This is a genomic window from Streptomyces sp. NPDC059002 (genome assembly GCF_042740435.1).
Classification (GTDB): Bacteria; Actinomycetota; Actinomycetes; order Streptomycetales; family Streptomycetaceae; genus Streptomyces.
The window spans coordinates 14,100-36,342 of record NZ_JBHYJI010000016.1; the positions used below are offsets into that span (position 1 = coordinate 14,100).

Consider the following 22,243-nt stretch of genomic DNA (forward strand, 5'->3'; position numbering starts at 1 on the left):
CGTGGCATGACCACGGTCGAAGAGCAGCGAACAGACGAGCAGCGAACGACGGACTTCCGGCCCGCGGGCACCCCCGACGGCCTGGAGGATCTGCGCACCCTGGTCAACACGGCGATCGACACCCTGCGCGACGCCCATTCCGTACGCCGCGGTCCTGTCCTGCCCGGCGGCCCGCCCGCCGTCGCCGTCGCCGCCCGCCGCGCCCTCGAAGGGCCGCTGCTGCCCGAGCACCCCGCGGCGCCCGACGAGGTGTTCCGGGACCTGACGGCGGCGTACGCGCACTGGGCGGTCGACATCACGCATCCGGCCGCCGTGGCGCGGATGCAGTGCCCGCCCACCACCGTGGCCGTCGCCGCCGAACTCGTCGCGGCCACCCTCAACCAGTCCCTGCACGCCTGGGAGAGCGGCCCCTTCGCCCTCGAACTCGAACGGTACGTGGTGCGTGAACTGGCCCGCATCGCGGGCTACGGGCCCGAGTCGGGCGGCACGCTCACCGCGGGCGGCTCCCTCTCCAACCTCATGGCGGTCCTCGCCGCACGCGACAACACCGTGACCACCCCCGCGGGCGGCACCCCCTTCGCCGACGGGCTCGCCGGTATGGGCAGGCGCCCGGTGGTCCTGTGCTCCGACGCGACCCACTTCTCGATCGGCCGCGCCGTCGGCATCACCGGCCTCGGCGAGGACGCGATCCTGCGGGCGCCCGCCGACCCCACCGGGCGCCTGATACCCGACGAGCTCGACCGCATGCTCGGCGAACTGCCCGACGACACCGTGCCCGTGGCGGTCATCGCCTGCGCGGGCTCCACCGACGAGGGCTGGGTCGACCCGCTCCCCGAACTGGTCGCGGTGGCCCGCAAGCACGGCGTATGGCTGCACGTCGACGCCGCGTACGGCGGCGGGATGCTCCTCTCGCCGCGGCTGCGCGGACGCCTCGACGGGATCGCCGACGCCGACTCCATCACGATGGACCTGCACAAGTTCGGCTGGACCCCGGCGTCCACCGGCGTCTTCCTCGTCCGCAGCGCACGCTCGCTCGACGCGCTCTCCCAGCAGACCACCACGCTCAACGCGGGCGACGACAAAGAGGCGGGCTACTACGGCCTGTACGCCGACTCCGTCCAGGCCACCCGCAGGGTCGACGCCCTCAAGGTCGCGGTGACGCTGCGCTCCTACGGCAGGGACGGCATGGCCGCGATGGTCGACCGCTGTCACGAACTCGCCGGGTACGCGGCAGGCCGGATCGCCGCGGAACCAGGCCTCGAACTCGCGGCGGAGCCCGCGCTCAGCACGGTCCTGCTCCGATGGGCACCGGACGCGGCGGGCGCGCACACGGACGCGAACGGCGCCGCGGACACCGAGCGCGCCGACGTCTTCAACGGAGCGCTGCGGCGCCGTCTGATGGCCGAAGGCACCGCCCTGCTCGCCCGCACCCGCGTCCCGCGCCCCGACGGCAGCAGCCCGGTCTTCCTCAAGCTGATGCTGCTCAACCCGGCCACCACCACGGGGCAGTTGGACGTCGTGATCGGCGGGATCATCGCCACGGCCCGGGCCATGGAGGCGGCGGCCACGCGGCCCGCCCCGGCCGCCGCACCGGAGCACGGAGGGGCGTGAACCGTGTACGTCGCCGAAACCGGTCCCGTGCCCGCCACCCCGGGCAGCTATCCGCCCCTCGACCACGGCATCCGGGACTCGATGCGGGTGCTGCCCGCCTTCCTCGCCCTGCCCCTGACCTTCCTGACCGGCAAACCCCATACCGGACAGCGGGCGATACGCACCCCGCCCACCGTCCACCTGGTCAACGCCCTGTGCTCCATGGTCGGCGGACTCGCCCTCAGCGGCACCGCCCTCGCCCTCGGGGGCTGGCTGTTCGCCCTGCTGCCGCCGGGCTGGGCGATGACCCTGCACGGCATGCGCAATCTGCGGATGATGATCTTCCACCAGTGTGCGCACCGCAATATGTGGGCCCGGCCGCGCCCCGACCGCATCGTCGGCCGGATCATCTGCGCCCTGCTCCTCGTCCAGCACTTCGAGGAGTACAGCACCGAACACGTCAGGGACCACCACGCCGTCCACCACATGACGCTGCGGGACCCCACGGTGCAGGCGTTCCTGCTCAGCCTCGAACTGCGGCCCGGCATGAGCCGCCGCCGCATGTGGCGCGGACTGCTCGGCAAGCTGGCGTCACCGGTGTTCCATCTGCGCTTCCTGAGCTCGCGCGTCCGGTCGTACGCCGCCACCGCGTCGGCGGCGGAACGCGTCGGGGCCGCCGTGTTCCTCGGCCTCGTCGCGGCGCTCGCGACCTGGCTGCACGCCTGGACGTTCGTGCTCGTCGCCTGGGTGCTTCCGCTGACCTTCTTCTACCAGGTGAGCAATACGCTGCGGCTCTGCGTCAAGCACACCTTCCCCGCCCCCGACACCACCGAGCGGCGCGGCAAGGCGTACTTCGCGAGCCTGACCAACGCGATCTTCCTCGGGGAGCGGGCGCCCGCACGGGAGGTGACGGGTCTCGCGCACCTGGGCGCCTGGACGCGCTGGTGGACGCGGATGCTCCTGATCCACTTCCCGTCGCGCTATCTCGTCCTCACCGGCGACACCGTCTGCCACGACTACCACCACCGGCATCCGATGAGCCGCGTCTGGGGCGACTACGTCTTCGCCCGCGCCGCCGACGAACGCTCCGGCCACCGCGGCTGGCCCCCGTACCGCGAGGTATGGGGCCTGGTCCCGGCCATCAACGCGGTCTTCGACTCGCTGTCGGCGGCGGATCCCACGGAGTTCGACGTGGCACGCCTGGCCGATGTCAGCAAGCGCAAGCTCTATGCCGCGTTCGACGACTGAGGCGCAGGGATGACCACCAAGACCACCAAGACCACCAAGACCACCAAGACGACCAAGACGACCAAGACGCCCCAGCCGACCCATACGACTGTTCTTACCGACGGGAACCCCATGGACGCCGGAGAACCGCTCCCTTCCCGCACCGTGATCCTCGGCGTGGCCGAGAGCGACGCCCACGCCGTGGCCAACCGGCTCATCGAGATGCAGCTGCGCCGGCACGGGATCGAGGTGCTCAACCTCGGCGTGTGCACCCCGCTGCGGGAGTTCGCCGACGCGTTCGACGCGCACCCGCACGCCGAGGCCGTCATCATCGGCAGCCTCAACGGCCATGCGCACGAGGACCTGCGCGACCTTCCCCGGCTGCGCGCCGCGGGCCGCATCGGATGCCCGGTGATCGTGGGCGGCAATCTCTCCGTCGGCAGCCACAAGAGCGAGGACGACGACGAACGGCGCCTGCGCGCGCTCGGCGTGGACCACGTGCTGAGCGACGCGACCCAACTCCCGCTCCTGCTCGACCTGTTGGCCGGGGCGCGGCGGTCCACCGGACCCGGCGAGCCCGGCGGGGGAGTCCATCGTGTCCTGGCTCGATGAACTCGACGTGGGGCAGGGCGCCGCCGCACTGCCCACCGCGGCCGAATCCGTGGCGTATCTGCGCGGCAGCCGCAAGCCCCCGGTGGCGCAGGTGCTGCGCGCGGCGGACCGCGAGGGGCGCACCGTCGTCCAGCCGCGCTGCGGCGTGGGCGGGCACGCGCCGATGCTCGGGCTGCTCCGCACCCTGCGCGGGGCCCGCCCCGGCGTCCTCTCGGTGACCATCGACTCGTTCACGCGCCTCGGGCGGTTCGCGACGGCCCGGCGGGTCCTCGACACCGATCCGGCGGGCCTGAACGGCTATCCGCTGGTCGCCCACGGCTGGCGGCGCGGCCGCGAGCTGAACGAGGCGGTGGACGTGCCCCTCGAGGTCAGACACGGATCGCCGGACGCCCGGGTGCTGTTCGCCGTGGCGGTCGCCTCCGGCATCTCCTCCTTCGAGGGCGGCGGCATCGCGTACAACCTGCCGTACTCCAAGGACGTACCCCTGGAGCGTTCGCTGCGCGCCTGGCAGCGGGTCGACGCGGCCTGCGGGCGGCTCGCCGAGGACGGGGTGATCGTCGACAGGGAGCTGTTCGGCACCCTCACCGCGGTCCTCGTACCGCCGTCCATCAGTCTCGCGGTCACCCTCCTCGAAGCCGTCGCGGCGGCCCGCGAGGGCGTGCGCTGCCTCTCCATCGCGTATCCGCAGGGCGGCGAGGCCCACCAGGACGTCGCCGCGCTGCGGTCGATCAGGGCGCTCGCCCGGCGCCATCTGCCGCGGTCGGTGGAGGTGTATCCGGTCCTGCACGAGTTCATGGGCGTCTTCCCCAAGGACCCGGACACCGCCGACGCGCTGGTCCGCTACGGCGGGCTCGTGGCCCGGCTCGGCGGCGCCGCCAAGGTCATCAACAAGACCAACCAGGAGGCCATCGGCGTCCCGGACGGCCCGGCGAACGCGCACGGCATCCGCACCGCGGCGCGGGGCGTCGCGGACGCGGCGGCCGGTGCGGGCCTGGACGAGGCGCGCGTACAGGAGGAGATGTACTGGATCCAGCGCGAGGTGACCGAGCTGGTCACCCCGGTCCTCGAGGGCGCCAGCCTGCTCGACGACATCGCGGCCGCCTTCCGCACGGGCACGCTCGACATCCCCTTCAGCGCCAGCAGACACGCGCGCTCGGCGGTGCTCCCGGCGCGCGAACCCGGCGGAGCGGTCCGCTATCTGGACCCGGGCGCGCTGCCCTTCTCCGAGCGGACCCGCAGGTTCAACGCCGGGCGGCTGCGCGGCCACCGGGACACCCGGAACCTGACGGAGGGCATCACCGCCGACATCAACTACTTCCTCAGCGCGGAAGGCCGCGCGACCACCACGTCCCTTCGTGCCACCGGAGCCACAGGAGTGAGGACACCGTGACCACACAGCCTTCGCACGCCCGCGACGCGGCGCGTGCCGTCGAGTCACCGCAGCAGGCCGATGCGATCAGGGCGGCGGACCGCGCGCACGTCTTCCATTCCTGGTCGGCGCAGCGGCACATCGATCCGCTGCCCGTCGCGGGCGGCTCGGGATCGTACTTCTGGGACTACGAGGGCCGTACCTATCTCGATCTGGCCTCGCAGTTCGTCAATCTCAACATCGGGCACGGGCACCCCGCAGTGATCGCCGCCATCGAGCGGCAGGCCCGGCAGATGTGCACCATCGCCCCGACCTTCGCCAGTGAGCCGCGCAGCACCGCCGCCCGGCTCATCGCCGAGCGGGCGCCGGGCGACCTCGACCGGGTCTTCTTCACCAACGGCGGCGCGGAGGCGAACGAACACGCCGTCCGCATGGCCCGGTTGACCACGGGACGCCCCAAGGTCCTCTCCGCCTACCGCTCCTACCACGGCGCCACCGCCACCACCATCAACCTCACCGGCGACCCCCGCCGCTGGCCCAGCGACAACGGCAGCGCGGGCGTCGCGCACTTCTTCGGCCCCTTCCTCTACCGCTCGCCCTTCCACGCCACGACGGAACGCGAGGAGTGCGAACGGGCCCTGGAACACCTGGAGTCGACGATCGCGATGGAGGGTCCCTCGACGATCGCCGCGGTGATCATCGAGCCGGTGGTGGGCACCGGGGGAGTCATCGTGCCGCCCGACGGCTATCTGGCGGGCGTACGGAGGCTCTGCGACACGTACGGCATCCTCATGATCACGGACGAGGTGATGACGGGGTTCGGGCGCACCGGGACCTGGTTCGCGGTCGACAACTGGGGCGTGGAACCGGACCTGTTGACCTTCGCCAAGGGTGTCAACTCCGGGTACGTCCCGCTGGGCGGCGTGCTCATCTCCGAGCGGGTGGCCGCCGGTTTCGACGACCGGCCCTACCCGGGCGGCCTGACGTACTCGGGCCATCCGCTGGCCTGTGCGGCCGCCGTCGCCACCCTTGAGGCCATGGCGGCGGAGGGCATGGTCGAGCACGCGGCATGGCTCGGCGAGCACGTCCTCGGCCCCGGGCTGCGCGAACTCGCCGGAAAACACCCGTCGGTGGGGGTGGTCCGCGGTCTCGGTGTCATGTGGGCCCTGGAGCTGGTGCGCGACCCGGACACCCGCGAGATGCTCGTGCCGTACGCGGCGGCGCCCGCCGACTCGGAGCCGGTGAACCAGGTCATGGCCGCCTGCCGCAAGAAGGGCGTGTGGCCGTTCGCCACGTCCAACCGCATCCACGTGGTCCCGCCCTGCAATCTGAGCGAGGCGGAGGCACGTGAGGGGCTCGCCGCACTCGACGAGGCGCTGTCCGTGGCGGACGCGTACACGGCGTGACGCGGGGTTCCCCGCCTCAGGAGGAGAGCCGGCGCGCTATCCCCGGATAGGCGACGACCAGGCCCGCGTCGTCGAACTCCAGGTCGGAGACGTACGTCCCGGAGGCGTACCGCACCCTGGCCGCGCCGTCCCCGGCGCGGCCGAGGTGGGTGTACGTCTGCCGCGAGGGCCGGACCGTGAGGTCGGGCACGGACACCCACGCCATCAGGAAGTCCCGTTGGCCGGTGCCCTGGTGGAGCCGGTGCCGCAGGACCGGCATCGTGTTGGTCAGCGGGCAGAGCCCGAGGTCGCAGTCGAGCGCACCCTCGACGAGCGGCAGCGGCTCGCCGTTCGCGGTCCAACTGCCGCCGTCCCTGCGCAGATCGAGGCTCCGGCTCCCGGTGGCGTCCTCGGCGGTGACCTGGAGCCGCCGGGTGGCGAACTCCTCGTCCGTGTCGAGCTCGTAGCTGAGCCAGTAGGGGTGCGGGACGATGCCGACCGCGCGTCCCCGGGCCGCAAGACCGCTCTCCGTGAGGTCGATCCAGGCGGTCTCGAACCCGCCGCTCTCCTCGTTCTGCCAGGTCAGCACGGACTGTTGCGTAGCCATGTGTCTCTCCCGGTGAAAGGGCCGACTGGCCAGCCACCCTAGGACGCCGGGGGCCGACGGGCGCCGTGGCCGCGCCGCGGGTGGTGCAGTCCACGCCGCGGTCGGGCCGGTCCCGCGCCGCGGGCGGTTCAGTCCACGCTGCGGAGCAGGCCCTCGACCATCTCCAGGCGGTGGCCGAGCTCGACGAGCTGCAGCCGGTTCGCCTCCTGCTCGGATCTGGCGCGCTCGACGGCCTCGCGGTAGGCCTGCATGGCGTCGGCGTACTGGCGGTCGCGCTCGCGGTTGCGCTGCGACTGGAAGTAGGCGACCGCGACGATCGCGCCGGCGAGGATCAGGAAAAAGGCGACCGGGATGATCACGTCGTCCACTAGGACGTCCCCCTTGATGAGTGCTGTTCGTCGTCGTCCGCCTGGTCCTGCCGGAGGGCGGCGACGATCGTATCCACGTTCAACTGCACGTCGAACGGCGCCAATTCGAAGTACTTGAGCGCCTTGCCGTCGTCGGAGAGTTCCAGTCGGCCGGCGACGAGACCGGCCTTCTCCATGCGTTCGAGGTGCATATAGAGCAGGGGGCGGGACACCCCGAGCCGACGGGCCAGTTCGCTGACGTACAGCTGCCCCGTGGCGAGCTCGTTGATGATCCGGATGCGCTGCGCATGGCCGACCGCCGCGAGAAAAGCCAGCAGCTCCTCGCTGTCCATGTCCCGCCTTCGCGCTGGTCCCGAAACCTGTCAGTCAAGGCTTACATATGGCGTGATCCACTGTCAATCGGCTTCTTCGGGGCGCCGGACGGTGGTTGACGGTCCGCTCCTTCACCTGTCAGTGTCCACTTACACATGAAGCATGAAGGGGTGGCACGGATGCGGCAACGGGTGGGACGGAAGTGGCAAGAGGTGCGACGGGGATGAGGCTGCGAACGGGGACGGGGAAGCACACGGCGGCGAGGACGCACACGGGGACGGGGAAGCGGTCGGTCACGGTGCGCGTGGCCCGGTGGAGCGCGCTGCACCCCTGGCGGGCGATCGTCGGCTGGCTGCTCTTCGTGGTGCTGTGCCTCGTGGGCGGGAGCGCCGCCGGGATGAACAGCGCGACATCGGAGGACTTCCGCGTCGGCGAGGCCGGCCGGGCCGAGGCCCTCGCGACCGAGGGCGGCGTCCAGTTCAGGTCCACGGAACAGGTGCTGATCCGCGCCCGGTCGGGCCCCCTGGACAAGGCCGCCGCCGACGCCGCCGTCAAGGACGTCACCGCCCGGATGAAGGCGCTGCCCGAGGTCGCCTCGGTCGCGGCCCCGGTGCGCTCCGCGGACGGCCGCGTCCTGCGGGTCCCGGTGGAACTCAACGGCTCCGAACAGGACGACCAGAAGAACGTCCCGCCGCTCCAGGCCCAGACCGAGGCGGCCGCGAAGGCCCACCCGGACCTGGTCATCGAGGAGACCGGCGACGCCTCCGTCAGCAAAGGCGTCGACGACCAGCGCAACAAGGACCTGAAGTTCTCCGAGGCGATCACGCTGCCCATCACGCTGATCACGCTCGCCGTGGTCTTCGGCTCGGTCGTCATGGTCGGCGTGCCGCTGCTGCTCGCCCTCACCTCGATCATGGCGACCATGGGCCTCGCGATGCTGGCCTCGCACCTGCTGCCCGACACCGGCGTGGGCATGAGCATGATCCTGCTGATCGGCATGGCCGTCGGCGTCGACTACACGCTCTTCTATCTCAAGCGCGAACGCGAGGAGCGGGCCCGCGCGGGCGGCCGCCTCACCTCGGAGGCGCTCGTCGAGGCCGCCGCCGCGACGGCGGGCCGCGCGATCGTCGTCTCGGGACTCGCCGTGATCGTCTCCACCACCGCGCTCTTCCTGGCCCGTGACGTCATCTTCGACTCGCTCGCCACCGGCACCATCCTGGTCGTCGCGGTGGCCGTGGTCAGCTCGGTGACCGTGCTGCCCGCGCTCCTGGTCAAGCTCGGCCACCGGGCCGAACGCCGCGCCGCCAAGCGCCGCGCACGGGGCAAGTCCGTCCGTGCGTACGGCGAGCAGCGGCCGGGACGCGCCTGGAACGCCCTGCTCGCCCCTGCCCGCAAGCGCCCCGCGCTCACCCTGTGCCTCGCGGTGCTCGCCCTGCTCGGGCTCTCGCTGCCCGCGCTCGACATGAACCTCAAGAGCCCGGCGCGGGACAGCTTCTCGCGCGAGATCGACGCGATGAAGGGGTACGACAGGCTGCTCGACGCCTTCCCGGAGCAGCGCGTGCGGCACCTGGTCGTGGTGCGGGCCGCGGCCTCGCAGGCCGGTGACGTGCGCGCGGCCCTTACGGCGCTCGACCGCGCGGCGCGGGCCGATCCGCTCTTCGCGCACCCCTCCGGTGCTCCGCTCCTCCGCTCCTCTGAGGACCGGAGGACCACCACTCTGGAGCTGAACTCCCCGCACCCGACGTACTCCACGAAGGCAGAGGCCTCGCTCGACCACATCCGCGACGACTATCTCCCCGCGACCGTCGGCAGGCTGCCCGGCGTCGAGACGGCCGTCACCGGCGAGGTGCCGCGCGGCACCGACTATGTGGAGCACCAGAACCAGAAGCTGCCGCTCGTCCTCGGCTTCCTGCTCCTGATGACCTTCGCCATGACGGTGTACGCCTTCCGCTCCGTCGTCCTCGGACTGCTCAGCGCCGTACTCAACCTGCTCTCGGTCGCCTCCGCGATCGGGCTGCTCGTCCTCGTCTTCCAGGGCCACTGGGCCGAAGGGCTGCTCTCCTTCGACTCGCTCGACGGCATCTCCTCGCGCGTCCCGCTCTTCCTCTTCGTGATCCTCTTCGGGCTCTCGATGGACTACCAGGTCTTCGTGGTCAGCCGGATCCGCGAGGCCGCCCTGAACGGAGTGCCCACGCGGCAGGCGGTCCTCGACGGCATCGCGTCCTCCGCCAAGGTCGTCACCAGCGCGGCGATCGTCATGGTCACCGTCTTCGCGAGCTTCGTGATGCTGCACATCCTGGAGATGAAGCAGATGGGCTTCGTCCTCGCGGTGGCCGTCCTGCTCGACGCCTTCGTGATCCGCGTCATGATCCTGCCCGCGGCGCTGCTCCTGCTCGGCCGCGCCACCTGGTGGCCGTCCGGCGCGATCCGCCGCGCGGAGGCCCGTGCCACGGCGCGGCACACGGCTCCCGCCGAGGCGACGGAGCGTCCGTATTCCGGTCACTCCGCGGGGCGCGGGGTCGCACAGGACGGATAACCGGAGCAGTTGGGGGGTGGTGGGTGGGCGAGCGCCCATTCGAACGCTTACGATCCTCTGCGTGTCCAAACTGACCGACGTGCCCAAACGGATCCTCATCGGGCGCGCACTGCGCAGTGACCGGCTCGGAGAAACGCTCCTGCCGAAGCGCATCGCACTCCCCGTCTTCGCGTCCGACCCGCTCTCCTCGGTGGCGTACGCGCCGGGAGAGGTCCTTCTCGTCCTCTCCATCGCGGGTGTGTCGGCGTACCACTTCAGCCCGTGGATCGCCGTCGCGGTCGTGGTGCTGATGTTCACCGTCGTGGCGTCGTACCGACAGAACGTGCACGCCTACCCGAGCGGTGGTGGCGACTACGAGGTCGCCACCACCAACCTCGGCCCCAAGGCCGGACTCACCGTCGCGAGCGCCCTGCTCGTCGACTACGTCCTGACCGTGGCCGTGTCGATCTCCTCGGGCATCGAGAACCTCGGCTCCGCGGTGCCCTTCGTGGTCGAGCACAAGGTGCTCTGCGCGGTGGCCGTCATCGTCCTCCTCACGCTGATGAACCTGCGCGGCGTGAAGGAGTCCGGGAAGCTCTTCGCCATCCCGACGTACGTCTTCGTGGCCGGCGTCTTCATCATGATCGCGTGGGGTGCCTTCCGGGGCATCGTCCTCGACGACACCATGAAGGCGCCCACCGCCGACTTCGAGATCAAGCCCGAGCACCAGGGCCTTGCGGGCTTCGCGCTCGTCTTCCTGCTCCTGCGGGCCTTCTCCTCCGGCTGTGCGGCCCTCACCGGCGTCGAGGCGATCAGCAACGGCGTGCCCGCCTTCCGCAAGCCGAAGTCCAAGAACGCCGCGACGACGCTCGCGCTCATGGGCGGCCTGGCCGTCACGATGTTCTGCGGCATCATCGCGCTCGCCATGGTGACCAAGGTCAGAATGGCCGAGAACCCGGCCCACGACCTGGTCCACAACGGCGCCCCGGTCGGCAGCGACTACGTCCAGAACCCGGTGATCTCCCAGGTCGCCGAGGCGGTCTTCGGCAACGGCAGCTTCCTGTTCATCGTGCTCGCCGCCGCCACCGCCCTTGTCCTCTTCCTCGCGGCCAACACCGCGTACAACGGCTTCCCGCTGCTCGGCTCGATCCTCGCCCAGGACCGCTACCTGCCGCGCCAGCTGCACACCCGCGGCGACCGCCTCGCGTTCTCCAACGGCATCGTGCTGCTCGCGGGCGCGGCGGCCCTGCTCGTCGTCATCTACGGCGCCGACTCCACCCGCCTCATCCAGCTCTACATCGTCGGCGTCTTCGTCTCCTTCACGCTCAGCCAGATCGGCATGGTCCGGCACTGGAATCGCCACCTGGCCACCGAGCGCGACCAGAACAAGCGCCGCCGCATGGTCCGCTCCCGTGCGATCAACACCTTCGGCGCCTTCTTCACGGGCCTCGTCCTGGTCGTCGTCCTGGTCACCAAGTTCACGCACGGCGCCTGGGTCGCCCTGCTCGGCATGGTGATCTTCTACGCGACGATGACGGCGATCCGCCGCCACTACGACCGCGTGGCCGAGGAGATCGCCGCCCCCGAGGCCCCCAACGACGACAGCGTGCGCCCCTCCCGGGTCCACTCGATCGTCCTGGTCTCCAAGATCCACCGCCCGACGCTGCGCGCCCTCGCGTACGCCAAGCTGATGCGCTCCCACACGCTGGAAGCCCTCAGCATCAACGTCGACCCGGCGGAGACCAAGGCCCTCAAGGAGGAGTGGGAGCGGCGCGGCATCACGGTTCCCCTCAAGGTCCTCGACTCGCCGTACCGCGAGATCACGCGCCCGATCATCGAGTACGTGAAGAACCTGCGCCGCGAGAGCCCGCGCGACGTGGTCAGCGTGATCATCCCCGAGTACGTGGTGGGCCACTGGTACGAGCACCTGCTGCACAACCAGAGCGCGCTGCGCCTCAAGGGCCGACTGCTCTTCACGCCGGGCGTGATGGTGACCTCCGTCCCCTACCAGCTCGACTCCTCCGAGGCCGCGAAGAAGCGGGCCCGCAGGCGCCAGGAGTGGAACGCGCCCGGCGCGGTCCGGCGCGGCCCGGTGGAGAAGCCGAAGCGCGCGAAGGAGACGAGCAAGAAGGGCTGACCCTTTCTCGAGCAGGGCCGATCCTTTCTCGAGCAGGGCTGATCCTTTTGGTCAGGCGGCCGGACGACACCCACGTAGACTGGTGGGCTGTTGTCCGGCCGTTCCTCTTTCACGTTGTGGAGTCACCCCGCCATGCAGGCAGAACCGAAGAAAAAGCAGGCGGGGAACGCACGGGCGGGCGCCGCTGAGGCGAGCGTCTCGCTGGTCGGCCGGGAGTACGAGGTCGAGGTCGGCCCCGTGGCGCACGGCGGCCACTGCATCGCCCGTACGGCCGAGGGCCAGGTCCTCTTCGTACGGCACGCGCTGCCCGGCGAGAAGGTCGTCGCGCGCGTGACCGAGGGCGAGGAAGGCGCGCGCTTCCTGCGTGCGGACGCCGTCACGGTGGTGGAGGCGTCGAAGGACCGCGTCGAGGCCCCCTGCCCCTACGCGGGGCCCGGCCGCTGCGGCGGCTGCGACTGGCAGCACGCCAAGCCGGGCGCCCAGCGCCGCCTCAAGGGCGAGGTCATCGCCGAGCAGCTGCAGCGCCTCGCGGGCCTCACCCCGGAAGAGGCGGGCTGGGACGGCACCGTCATGCCGGCGGAGGGCGACAAGCTCCCCTCCGGCGAGGTCCCGCAGTGGCGCACCCGCGTCCAGTACGCCGTGGACGCCGACGGCAATGCGGGCCTGCGCCGCCACCGCTCCCACGAGGTCGAGCCGATCGAGCACTGCATGATCGCCGCCCCCGGCGTCTCCGAACTCGGCATCGAGGAGCGCGACTGGTCCGGCATGGCCTCCATCGAGGCGATCGCGGCGACCGGCTCCCAGGACCGCCAGGTGATCCTCGCCCCGAAGCCGGGCGCGCGCCTGCCCATCGTGGAACTCGACAAGCCGGTCTCGGTGATGCGCGTCGCCGAACAGGACGGCGGAATCCACCGCGTCCACGGCCGCCCCTTCGTCCGCGAACGCGCCGACGGCCGCACCTACCGCGTCGGCAGCGGCGGCTTCTGGCAGGTCCACCCCAAGGCGGCGGAGACCCTGATGCTCGCCGTCATGCAGGGCCTCACCCCCCGCAAGGGCGAGACGGCCCTCGACCTCTACTGCGGCGTCGGCCTCTTCGCGGGCGCGCTCGCCGACCGCGTCGGCGACAAGGGCGCGGTGCTCGGCATCGAGTCCGGCAAGCGCGCGGTGGAGGACGCCCGCCACAACCTCGCGGCCTTCGACCGCGTCCGCATCGAACAGGGCAAGGTCGAATCGGTCCTGCCCCGCACCGGCATCACCGAGGTCGACCTGATCGTCCTCGACCCGCCCCGCGCGGGCGCGGGCAAGCAGACGGTGCGCCATCTGGCGGGCCTCGGCGCCCGCCGCATCGCGTACGTGGCCTGCGATCCCGCTGCGCTGGCGCGGGACTTGGGGTACTTCCGGGAGGGCGGGTACAAGGTGCGGACGTTGCGGGCGTTTGATCTGTTTCCTATGACGCATCATGTGGAGTGCGTGGCGATTTTGGAGCCTGCCGAGAAGGGGCGCTGACCCGCGGTTTCCATGAGTCGCGGGAGAGTCGAGGCTCAGTAGGAGCAGGGCCCGTAGGGGTTCCAGCGGCCGAGGAAGGGCTTGAGGCCGTCGCCGCTGGGCTTCGGCGAGCTGGGCAGTTTCGGCGCCGAGGCGACCTCGGCGAGATGTTGAAGGCGGGCGTCTGCGAAGGCGAGCCACGCCTCGATCTCGGTCTTCTCCCGTCCGTGACAGCGACATGGCGCGCGCTTCGTGCATGGCGGCTTCGTCACGGAGGGGCACGGTGCGGGTTGCCGCCACGGAGCATGAAACGCATGAGGTCTGAGGGCGTGCCGTCGAAGCGTGCGATGCGCATCCATGAGTGCTTCTTGGCGTCGGCGAGCTCCTTGTCAGTGGGGACGTGTTCGCTGCGGTCCAGTTCTTGAGGACGAGGAATCCGACGCTGCGTGGTTCCGAGTGCTGCCCTATGACCTTGCGTTTCAGCGGCGGTGATGAGGGCCTGGATGATGCACAGAGCTCAGCCTTGGACAGGGTTGGTCGGGCCCATGGGTTGAGGCTGCTTTTGGAGGGCGGCCACGACGGAGCGGGGTTTGGTGAGTCTGGACGGAACGGACAGCGGGGTGAGTTCGGCGAGGCGCCAGGCGAGGATGTCGACGAGCTTGATTTCGTAGCCGCGGTGCGCGCGGCATCCGTAGAGCTCTTGTGTGCGGGGGATCTTGCCGGACTTTCGGGCGGCGTTGAGCCGTGATGCCCAATTGGTTGCGTGGTCCGTGAAGTTCGTACGAGCCTTCGGTACTGCCTTGGGGTGTGACGGTGCCGGATTTCGGCCGGGGTGTCCAGGAGGTTCAGCGTTCTGCTCCACGGGGCGGATGCCGCGTTTGGTGAGATGCTGCCGCCCCTTGTCGGTGAGGTGAGCGCTCCAATGCCCGCTGCGTTTGGTGACTTTGACGAGTCCTCGGTTTTGCAGGGCCTGCGCGCTGACCTTGTACCTGCTGTCCGGCCGGCCTCCGTCGGGATACTCCTGGCCCGCCCAGTCGAGCACGGCCTCCTGCCGCTCGTTGAGGGCCTGTCGCCTGTGGTCCTCCAGTGGTCCCGGGGTGTTGCCGCGGAGGCGATGCTCGTCGCTGCCGCGGGAATCCGGGCGCCATCAATCAGGTCGGACCGCGACGCCGTCGGGCGCGTGGGGCGGGGTGTGCTGGTGAGTGGGGCTTGGGCGGCGTGGTATCAGCGGGGTCGTTCGGGAGAGACAGGGACTCGACGGGGCCTGGCGGTTGGCCATCGACTGTGTCCATGCCGGGCAGGAGTACATGAATCGGGCCGGTGCGAGCGTGCTGGGCGCGGTCAGGCACCGGGAGGACATTGCGGCGGGTGAGTTCAGCGACATCGATCATCGGGGCGGCGGCAACGCGGTCGAGAAGGTCTGCCTGCTGAGGTTCCAAGGCCGTGAGATGCCTGAGTACAGCAAGGACTTCGACGAGTTCCCGGCTCCATTCCGGTTCCCAGCGCTCAGGGCGCTCACGGTCGAGTTCGCTGGTTATCTTGCCGGCGGTGCGGTCGCTCCGATAGGCGAGCCAGCTGTCGAGCACGTTGCGCCCGCCTGTGGAGTAGCTGCGCATGCGTGGAGTGACACCGGTGAAGATACCGCCCTCGATAGCAAGATGCTGGTGCTCGACGTCGTAGTCGACAGCCGATGGGAGGCAGTCGGATGCGATCTCCTGGGCGTACGTGATCTCGGGGTGTACGCGCCGCCACCAGTTCCATGTGCCTGCCGGGCGTCCGTTGTCGGGGTCGATACAGCGTGTGCCGAACGTTGAGGCCCACAAAACGTGGTGCCCAACGTTGATGGCCTCGTGCCAGAGGTCACGATCGGAGGTCAGGGGGATACGTACGCCGAGGGAGTTGAGGTCGTCCGCATACCGCTCGGTGAAGGCCGGGTGGGCAGTGACAGCGGCGATATAGGCGAGCAAGTCCTCGGGGAGGACTTGCTCTAGGCCGTAGGAGTTGGCGAGGTGGGGCAAGAGCCCTGGTGTCATGTTGGGGGTTCGGTCGGGGTGGATGAGCGGTAGGACGCGGCCACCGTTTCCGTTGAAGTAGTGCATGTCGGGGATCAGGGCAGTGAAGAGCAGTCCCGCACCTGTCTGCAGGCGTTGGGTGTGTTGTTCGACTACGAAGATCTGGCCGTCGATATCGGCCTGCCACAGCTCGGGGCGGGAGCGGTCGATGACACGGCCGTCGGGGATGAGCCACTGACGGTCCAGGGCTCTGCGGGCGATGCGTATCGGAGCGGGGCAGGGGCCTTGCTCGATGCGCAGGCGGGTCGACGGGTGGGGATGCCCCGGGATCTGGAGGGCTTCCTTGTCCAAGGTGCGGTCTCGGGTCTCTTTGAACAGTTCCTGTTTTGTTGCTGGGTTGCGTTCTTGGACGAGGAGGTCCCAGCGTCGGCTCAGGACGGTTTTGGACGGACTGATTACCCAGTTCCGGTTGGGCTTGAGGCCAGGTTTGCACCAGGGCATTAGCTCAGTGAGGGCTGGGAAAGCATCCCAGCCGCTCTGGGAAGCAGGTGTGAAAGGGGCGGGCTCGACAGGCCGAGAAGTGCGCCAGCCGGGACTGTTGATGTGCAGGTTGTGCAGTTGCTCCTCTTTGCTCTGTCGGTTTCCATGAACGGCCGCGTAGTGGACGGGGGCCAAGTCTTCCGGCCGCTCGCCCTGGCGGCGGACGAAGATGGCGATGGCCAACTCCTGCTGGACTCCAGGGAAGAAGCGGCTGCTGAGCGGCGGCCTTTTAGTCTCGGGTGTGAGGTCGATGACCCAACCCTCCGTACAGGTGCGCCTTAGGTAGGAACGCATGCCTTGGAAGCCGGCACCGCGGATGAAGCCCCCGGTGCTGACGAAGCAGACGACGCCATGACGGTGATCGCCATGCTGGTCGAAGACCTTGTGGGTGGCCCAGCGCCAGAAGTAGGTGCACAGGCTTTTCAGTTTGTTCTCGTACACGCCTGCCGCACCGCGCAGCCGGAAGTCGTCCAGGGGCGGGGCGCCGCGGCCCGGTGAGCCGTTCTCTATCCATCCACCCTGGCCTTCGGCCTGTTCACGGTGGGGAGGGTTACCGATGACGACGGTGATGCGCTCGTTGCGCTGGATAGTGCTGGCCGCCTCGGCGTCGTCGCGCAAAGGCCCCCACGAGGCGCCGTAGCGATCGAAGAGTTCACTGGGTCGCCACGGGTCGGCGAGAGTGTCGGCCAGATGCAGGCGCATGTCACGCAGTCGCACCCGGGCATTGAGGTGCCGGAGCATCTGTCCCACGCGCATTTGAGCGACAGCGAAGGCGCCCATCTGCTTTTCGAATCCAATCAGGCGGCTTGCGAGTTCTTGCACGGATTCGGCGCGGAAGCCTTCGTTGCCACCTTCGGACTGCTTGCGGGCGACGAGGTCGATGATGCCGGTGAGGAAGGTGCCGGTTCCCATCGACGGGTCGATGATGGACACACCGGGGTCAGCGAAGCCATCCGGGCAGTCCAGAGTGGTCGCCAGTACCTCATCAACCAGACGGATCATCTCTGTCACCAGCGGGGCTGGCGTGTAATAGGTGCCGGAGTCCTTGCGTAGGTCGGCGTCGTACTCCTGCAGGAAATGTTCGTAGAGATGGACGTGGAAGCTGGGTTCCCCAGCGAGGGCGCTTTTCCAGTTGATGGCGTCGATGACGCGGACGAGCATGTCCAGGCTGTCGCGGAATTCTCCCTCGACCTGGTCGGTGAGGATTTGTAGGGCGCGGCCCATCACGGAGTGCTGAGCCCCAAGGTGTCGACCTACCTCGTGCAAGCTCATGCCGATCAATGCCTTGCCTCTGCCGCCAGCGGTGTTTGAACTGGCGAGCAGGAGGGCGAAGGTGACGGACTGGGCGTAGCGGTCAGCGAAGGTGGCACGCTTGTCCCGGTCATCCGTGGTTGGGAAGAGGTCAACCTCAAGTGTGGAGGCCAGGTCGGTGAACGGGCGCCGGTGGCGTGGAAGGCCCGCTTCGACATCGAGACGGTCGTGGACGGCATCACGCAGAAGAGTGCACAGCGGGGCGACTTGGGCGACCACTTCCCGCATTGACGTCAGCGGTCGGGGTTGCCAGCCGAAGAAGGCGACGAGCATGGCTTCGAAGGCGGCCTCACTGGCGACCGGCAGCCGTAGGCGTGAGCCGGCGTTGCGTAGATCACCCTCGAAGTGGATGGTGTCGCCGTACTGCCGACCTGAGCGGTACATGATCCAGGTCTGACCGTTCGTGTAGATCAGGTTGGGCAGTTTTGCCATGCCTTCCCATTGGCGTCGGTCACGCTGATTCAGGCCGCCGGGATGGATCGTGCTCTTGTCGGGGCTTTTCAGCTCGACATAGCCGACGATGTTGCGCGATAACTTTCCAATCCGCACCGCCAGGTCAGGGCGTATTCGGTGCGTGGCGATGGCCACCTCGGCATGTAACACCGCCTGCAGTCCCAACACCCCTGCCGCGTCAACGAGAAGGGTTTCTACCGCTCGGCGGATCGCGGCTTCCTTCTGCCCGTGCAGCAACGCCCGCTTACATGTAGCTCCAAACTCGCTGACGATGCCCCGAATCCGCTCCTTGCGCTGCATCCCGCCCCCCGAGGTCAGCACACCCCACGTCTTCTTCAACTCACGGTAGGCAGAGCATCACTTCTCGTCGAGAGTGCCGCCCAAGGTGCTCAGTCCCACCGCAGGGTTCGATGCTGTTGGTGCTAGACCTTCTCGGTTGCGACTCGGGTGTGGCTGGCGGTGAGTATGGCAATGTCTTCAACGTCTGAGGTCAGGATGGTGATACGGCCAGGGTGAGCGAGGGCTGTGGCGCAGAGCATGGCGTCGATGGCGTATTTGTGGCCGTGCAGTCCGGCGGTGCGCAGCAGGGTGGCGGCGGACTGGGCGATGGCCTGGGTGACCGGCTCGACTCTTAGCCGGGGCAGCGTCCATTTCACTGCGGCGTCGTTGATCTTTGGGTGAATCACCTCGACGAGGACCGCGGCGGAGGTGATGACGGGGAGGTCGGCGTCGCGGGCGGCGGTGAGCCACTCGTGGACCTCACGGTCGCGCTGAACGGCCTTGGCCAGGCCCTCGCTGTCCAGGACGAGGGCGCCGCTCACGCGGCAGCCCCGGCGCCGGAAGAGGGCGAACTCCCGGTGAGCTTGGCCCGCTTGGCGGCCACGGCCTCTGCATCGGCCGGACCGTTGACCTGGTCGAAGTCGGCGATCAGCTCGTCCAGGTTGTCGCGCTCGATCTGGCGTTGAGCGGCTTTCTCCAGGTACGCGGATACGCCGCGTTTGCCGACCCGCTCACGAATGGCCTGCAGGGTGCCCGCGGTGAGGGTGACGGAGATCCCGCTGCTGGGTCCATCGCCGGGGAAGAAGTCGGTGTCGTCGTCAGCCATGACACGAGTATGGCATTTTTAATGCCATATGGCGCCTTCCGGGTCGGAGCGTGCGTTACGAGTGACGTCGTGACGCACGCGTGACGCGCGCGGGCGTGAAGCCCGTGGTGTGGATGGCGAGGCGGTCGAGCAGGGCTTCGGTGAGGGGGAAGTTGCCGTCGCTGTGCAGCCAGCGGCTCAGTGCGGTGACGTAGCTGTCGAAGATCAGGTCGGCGACGCTCTCGGGGTCGAGGTCGTGGCGGATCTCGCCGTTCTGGTGGCCGCGGGTGACGGCGGCGACGAATGCGCGGGGCGTGGCCGTGCCGAGGGCGAAGGCGCTGTGCAGCACTCCGTTGTCGTGCAGTTCCTTGGCCAGGGTGTAGTCCCGCTCGTTGAGCTCCGCCAGTGCGCGCAGTTCGCCTGCCAGGGCCTCGACGGCGGTCCCGCTGTCGGAGGCTTCCGCCGCTTCCCGCCGGTCGAGGAGTTCGTGGCGCTGGCGGACCCAGGCGATCACGAAGTCCTCCTTGCGGCGGAAGTGGTTGAACGCCGTCTGGCGTCCCACGTCGGCGCGTTCGGCGATGTGGTCGTAGGTGGTGGCCGCGTACCCCTGGGTGGCGAACAGCTCCAGGGCCGCGGTCAGCAGCCGGTCCCGTGTCGCGGTGCGGCGCCGTCCGCGCCGGTCGGTCGTCGGCTCGCCCGGTTCCTGTGCCGCAGTCGATCTCACATCGTGAGTGTACTTGAATCCGTCAATGTACTGGAGTACATGTTGGTACTGGAATCCCCTTACGACTCATGAGGAGGTCATGTGATGGCCGTCCCCTTCACCCGTGGTCTGCACGAGATCGCCACGGACACCTACGCCTACCTGCAACCGAACGGCTCCTGGGGCTTGAGCAACGCCGGTCTTGTCGTCTCCGGCGACCAGGGGTTGCTGGTCGACACGCTGTTCACCGTTCCCCAGACCTGCGACATGCTCGGCGTGATGGCCCAGGCCCTGCCCCGTGTCAGCATCGGCACCGTGGTCAACAGTCACAGCGACGGGGACCACTGGTGGGGCAACCAACTGGTCGCGGACGCCACGATCATCGCCTCGGAGGCCGCCGCGTCCGTCATGGCCCGCGACCGGACGCATGAGGTGTTCGCCGCGCCGGGCGCGGTTCCGCTGCCGCGCATCGCCGAGCGGATGCGCGAGGCCTTCGACTTCACCGGGATCACTCCCACACTGCCGAGCCGTACCTTCCGCGGCGAACTGGAGGTGGCGGTGGGCTGTCGCACCGTCCGCCTGATCGAGGTCGGCCCCGCCCACACCGTCGGGGACGTGCTGGTCCATGTGCCGGACGCCGCCGCCCTGTTCGCCGGGGACATGCTGTTCATCGGCGGCCACCCGGTGATCCACAGCGGCCCGGTGCAGAACTGGATCGCCGCCTGTGACCTGATCGTCGGGCTTGACGTCGAGACGATCGTGCCCGGGCACGGCCCGGTCATCGGCAAGCGCGAGGTGCGTGCCTTCCGCGACTACCTGGAGCGTGTCCGCGACCACGCCGTCCGCACGCACCGGGCGGGGATACCCGTGCCGCAGGCCGCCCAGCAGATGGACCTGGACGGCTTCGCCGACTGGGACGACCCCGAACGCCTCGTGCTCAACATCGGCGCCGTCTACCGTGAACTGAACGGCGACGGCACACCCGCGGAGCTGGAACTGATGGGCTGCCTGGACGAGTACGCCGCGCCGGGATCCGTCCGAACCGTTCCCCGAACCGCCCCACGTATCGCGCCGCGGCCCTCGGCCGACATCGCTGCTCTGGCCGCACGTCTGGACGGACCCCCGGCGCGGCTGCTCGCCGACGACGGCACAGGACCGCTGGCCGGTCGTCCGGTGCTCAACATCCTGGCGACCATCGGCAACCACCCCGACCTGCTGGTCGCCCTGGCGCCCCTGCTCGCCGGTCTCGCCCAGGGGGTGATCCCGGCCCGCGAACGGGAACTGGCGATTCTTCGGGCCGCGCACCGCACCGGCTCGACCTACGAGTGGGAACACCATGCCCACATCGGCGCCGTCGCCGGGCTCACCGGGTCCGAGATCGCCCGTGTCCCGCTCGGGCCGGACGGCTTGGGCTGGGGCGAGGCCGACCGGGCGCTGCTGCGGGCCGTCGACGAGCTGTACGAGGACCACACGCTGTCCGCGGCCACCTGGCAGCGGCTGGCCGCGCGTTACTCCACGGCCCAGATGCTGGAGCTGCTCGCCCTGGTCGGCGTCTACACGATGATCGCCGGAATCCTCAGGTCCTGTCGGGTCCCGCTCGACGACTGGCTCACCGAACCCGCGGCGGCCGGGACCGTCGGCACGGATGCGACTCGGGCGTAAGGCGCCAACCGGACCGGCCGCTCCGGAGCGGCCGGTCCGCAGAAGGAACCATGACGCTGGGCATGGGGGAATCGCTGTTGGGACGGGCCTCGGAGCCCGGGTGCTGGCCGACGCCGTCGGGGAGTTGGCGGGGGGCGTGGCGGGGTGGTTGTTCCGTCGGGCGAGGCAGGCATCGGCAAGACGACGTTGCTGCTGCACGCCGGTGAGCTCGGCCGGGCCACAGGGGTCCACGTCCGGCGGGCCAACGCCAGTGTGCTGGAGCATGAGTTCTCCTTCGGCGTCGCACGTCAGCTGCTTCCGGAGTTCGGTGGAACCCTGCTGCAGACGAGTGCCAAGGCTCCGTTCGAGGCGATCCGGACGCTCTTCGCCGGGGTCGCGGAGATCGCCGCGGCCGAGCCCGTTCTGCTGGTCGTCGACGATCTCCAATGGGCCGACACCGCCTCGCTGCGCCTTCTCAACCATGTCGCGACCCGGATCGGCACGCCACCCGGTCACCGTGCTGGCCGGGTGGCGCCCCTGGCGGTGGCCGACGTCGCGGCACTGGCCGGGCAGGTCTTCGACGACGAGGTGGACGACGGGTCCGCGCGGGCCTGCCACGCGGCGAGCGGCGGCAACCCGTTCCTGGTCACCGAGGCCCTTGTCGTACTCCGGGAACAGGGCGTACGTCCGGTCAGGGACGGCATCCCGCACGTGGCGACGGTGACGTCGCGTGCTGTCATCGACCGCACGGCGTCCCGCCTGCGGACCGTGGACGGCGCCCTGGAGCCCAGTACGCGTTGATCGCGCGCCCGGCGAGGGCGGCGTAGCGGGAGTTGTGCAGCATTCCCACGGGGTCCAGGTCGTCGAGGTGGACCACATACGCGGTCCGCCG

General features: G+C 69.6%; 18 protein-coding genes and 1 pseudogene. 10 read left to right on the top strand and 9 right to left on the bottom strand.

Annotated elements, in window-relative coordinates:
* Positions 1–6 precede the first annotated feature (6 nt).
* Genes ACFWZ2_RS16975 through ACFWZ2_RS16995 form a run of 5 tightly spaced genes read left to right on the top strand, consistent with a single transcriptional unit; the run spans position 7 to position 6,204 of the window.
* Positions 7–1,611, top strand: coding sequence for a pyridoxal phosphate-dependent decarboxylase family protein (locus ACFWZ2_RS16975; protein ID WP_384546293.1), 1,605 nt, complete (start codon positions 7–9; stop codon positions 1,609–1,611).
* A 3-nt stretch (positions 1,612–1,614) separates the two neighbouring features.
* Positions 1,615–2,838: a fatty acid desaturase gene (locus ACFWZ2_RS16980; protein WP_384546295.1), complete on the top strand. Its 1,224-nt coding sequence runs from the start codon at positions 1,615–1,617 to the stop codon at positions 2,836–2,838.
* A gap of 9 nt (positions 2,839–2,847) precedes the next feature.
* On the top strand, positions 2,848–3,429 hold the full coding sequence (locus ACFWZ2_RS16985; protein WP_384546297.1) for a cobalamin-dependent protein: 582 nt from the start codon (positions 2,848–2,850) through the stop codon (positions 3,427–3,429).
* Positions 3,413–4,819, top strand: coding sequence for a methylaspartate mutase (locus ACFWZ2_RS16990; RefSeq protein ID WP_384546299.1), 1,407 nt, complete (start codon positions 3,413–3,415; stop codon positions 4,817–4,819). Before ACFWZ2_RS16985 ends, ACFWZ2_RS16990 begins: the two co-directional genes overlap by 17 nt.
* Positions 4,816–6,204, top strand: a complete 1,389-nt coding sequence (locus tag ACFWZ2_RS16995) for an aspartate aminotransferase family protein (protein WP_384546301.1) — start codon at positions 4,816–4,818, stop codon at positions 6,202–6,204. The genes ACFWZ2_RS16990 and ACFWZ2_RS16995 overlap by 4 nt, the downstream gene beginning before the upstream one ends.
* Before the next feature lie 16 nt (positions 6,205–6,220).
* On the opposite strand, the gene ACFWZ2_RS17000 is transcribed toward ACFWZ2_RS16995, so the two are convergent.
* The 3 genes from ACFWZ2_RS17000 to ACFWZ2_RS17010 all read right to left on the bottom strand — a co-directional run bounded on the left by ACFWZ2_RS17000 (position 6,221) and on the right by ACFWZ2_RS17010 (position 7,490).
* Entirely contained in the window at positions 6,221–6,790 is a 570-nt protein-coding gene (locus tag ACFWZ2_RS17000; protein ID WP_384546302.1) for a putative glycolipid-binding domain-containing protein, read from the bottom strand.
* Between the two features lie 128 nt (positions 6,791–6,918).
* Positions 6,919–7,158 (bottom strand): hypothetical protein, encoded by a 240-nt coding sequence (locus tag ACFWZ2_RS17005; protein WP_384546303.1) that lies wholly within the window; start codon positions 7,156–7,158, stop codon positions 6,919–6,921.
* Positions 7,158–7,490, bottom strand: coding sequence for an ArsR/SmtB family transcription factor (locus ACFWZ2_RS17010; protein ID WP_384546304.1), 333 nt, complete (start codon positions 7,488–7,490; stop codon positions 7,158–7,160). Before ACFWZ2_RS17010 ends, ACFWZ2_RS17005 begins: the two co-directional genes overlap by 1 nt.
* A 284-nt stretch (positions 7,491–7,774) precedes the next feature.
* Here ACFWZ2_RS17010 and ACFWZ2_RS17015 point away from each other — a divergent pair, with 284 nt between their 5' ends.
* The 3 genes from ACFWZ2_RS17015 (at position 7,775) to ACFWZ2_RS17025 (ending at position 13,628) form a co-directional block, all read left to right on the top strand.
* The gene (locus ACFWZ2_RS17015; RefSeq protein ID WP_384546485.1) at positions 7,775–10,006 is read left to right on the top strand and encodes an MMPL family transporter; all 2,232 of its coding nucleotides are present in this window, start codon (positions 7,775–7,777) and stop codon (positions 10,004–10,006) included.
* Between the two features lie 61 nt (positions 10,007–10,067).
* Positions 10,068–12,122: an APC family permease gene (locus ACFWZ2_RS17020; protein WP_384546307.1), complete on the top strand. Its 2,055-nt coding sequence runs from the start codon at positions 10,068–10,070 to the stop codon at positions 12,120–12,122.
* A 132-nt stretch (positions 12,123–12,254) separates the two neighbouring features.
* Positions 12,255–13,628, top strand: coding sequence for a class I SAM-dependent RNA methyltransferase (locus tag ACFWZ2_RS17025; protein WP_384546309.1), 1,374 nt, complete (start codon positions 12,255–12,257; stop codon positions 13,626–13,628).
* 35 nt (positions 13,629–13,663) lie between these two features.
* Here ACFWZ2_RS17025 and ACFWZ2_RS17030 read toward each other — a convergent pair whose 3' ends face one another.
* The 6 genes from ACFWZ2_RS17030 to ACFWZ2_RS17055 form a co-directional block, all read right to left on the bottom strand.
* The gene (locus ACFWZ2_RS17030) at positions 13,664–13,879 is read right to left on the bottom strand and encodes a hypothetical protein (protein WP_384546311.1); all 216 of its coding nucleotides are present in this window, start codon (positions 13,877–13,879) and stop codon (positions 13,664–13,666) included.
* A gap of 245 nt (positions 13,880–14,124) precedes the next feature.
* Positions 14,125–14,649 carry a hypothetical protein gene (locus ACFWZ2_RS17035; protein WP_384546313.1) on the bottom strand — a complete coding sequence of 175 codons (525 nt, stop codon included), beginning with the start codon at positions 14,647–14,649 and terminating at the stop codon, positions 14,125–14,127.
* Between the two features lie 109 nt (positions 14,650–14,758).
* Positions 14,759–18,223, bottom strand: coding sequence for a type ISP restriction/modification enzyme (locus ACFWZ2_RS17040; protein ID WP_384546314.1), 3,465 nt, complete (start codon positions 18,221–18,223; stop codon positions 14,759–14,761).
* Between the two features lie 122 nt (positions 18,224–18,345).
* The gene (locus ACFWZ2_RS17045) at positions 18,346–18,744 is read right to left on the bottom strand and encodes a type II toxin-antitoxin system VapC family toxin (RefSeq protein ID WP_384546316.1); all 399 of its coding nucleotides are present in this window, start codon (positions 18,742–18,744) and stop codon (positions 18,346–18,348) included.
* The gene (locus tag ACFWZ2_RS17050) at positions 18,741–19,028 is read right to left on the bottom strand and encodes a hypothetical protein (RefSeq protein ID WP_384546318.1); all 288 of its coding nucleotides are present in this window, start codon (positions 19,026–19,028) and stop codon (positions 18,741–18,743) included. Before ACFWZ2_RS17050 ends, ACFWZ2_RS17045 begins: the two co-directional genes overlap by 4 nt.
* Before the next feature lie 55 nt (positions 19,029–19,083).
* Positions 19,084–19,731, bottom strand: a complete 648-nt coding sequence (locus tag ACFWZ2_RS17055; protein ID WP_384546320.1) for a TetR/AcrR family transcriptional regulator — start codon at positions 19,729–19,731, stop codon at positions 19,084–19,086.
* A gap of 84 nt (positions 19,732–19,815) precedes the next feature.
* Here ACFWZ2_RS17055 and ACFWZ2_RS17060 point away from each other — a divergent pair, with 84 nt between their 5' ends.
* Positions 19,816–21,372, top strand: a complete 1,557-nt coding sequence (locus tag ACFWZ2_RS17060; protein WP_384546321.1) for an MBL fold metallo-hydrolase — start codon at positions 19,816–19,818, stop codon at positions 21,370–21,372.
* 135 nt (positions 21,373–21,507) lie between these two features.
* Positions 21,508–22,152 (top strand): annotated as a pseudogene (locus tag ACFWZ2_RS17065) (ATP-binding protein); the annotation flags it as partial.
* Positions 22,153–22,243 lie beyond the last annotated feature (91 nt).

What these genes read in the sequence shown, in the direction of transcription:
- ACFWZ2_RS17000 (WP_384546302.1), bottom strand. Translation starts at nt 6,790, where the DNA reads ATGGCTACGCAACAGTCCGTGCTGACCTGGCAGAACGAGGAGAGCGGC.
- ACFWZ2_RS17010 (WP_384546304.1), bottom strand. Translation starts at nt 7,490, where the DNA reads ATGGACAGCGAGGAGCTGCTGGCTTTTCTCGCGGCGGTCGGCCATGCG.
- ACFWZ2_RS17025 (WP_384546309.1), top strand. Translation starts at nt 12,255, where the DNA reads ATGCAGGCAGAACCGAAGAAAAAGCAGGCGGGGAACGCACGGGCGGGC.
- ACFWZ2_RS17040 (WP_384546314.1), bottom strand. Translation starts at nt 18,223, where the DNA reads ATGCAGCGCAAGGAGCGGATTCGGGGCATCGTCAGCGAGTTTGGAGCT.
- ACFWZ2_RS16985 (WP_384546297.1), top strand. Translation starts at nt 2,848, where the DNA reads ATGACCACCAAGACCACCAAGACCACCAAGACCACCAAGACGACCAAG.
- ACFWZ2_RS17050 (WP_384546318.1), bottom strand. Translation starts at nt 19,028, where the DNA reads ATGGCTGACGACGACACCGACTTCTTCCCCGGCGATGGACCCAGCAGC.
- ACFWZ2_RS16975 (WP_384546293.1), top strand. Translation starts at nt 7, where the DNA reads ATGACCACGGTCGAAGAGCAGCGAACAGACGAGCAGCGAACGACGGAC.
- ACFWZ2_RS17060 (WP_384546321.1), top strand. Translation starts at nt 19,816, where the DNA reads ATGGCCGTCCCCTTCACCCGTGGTCTGCACGAGATCGCCACGGACACC.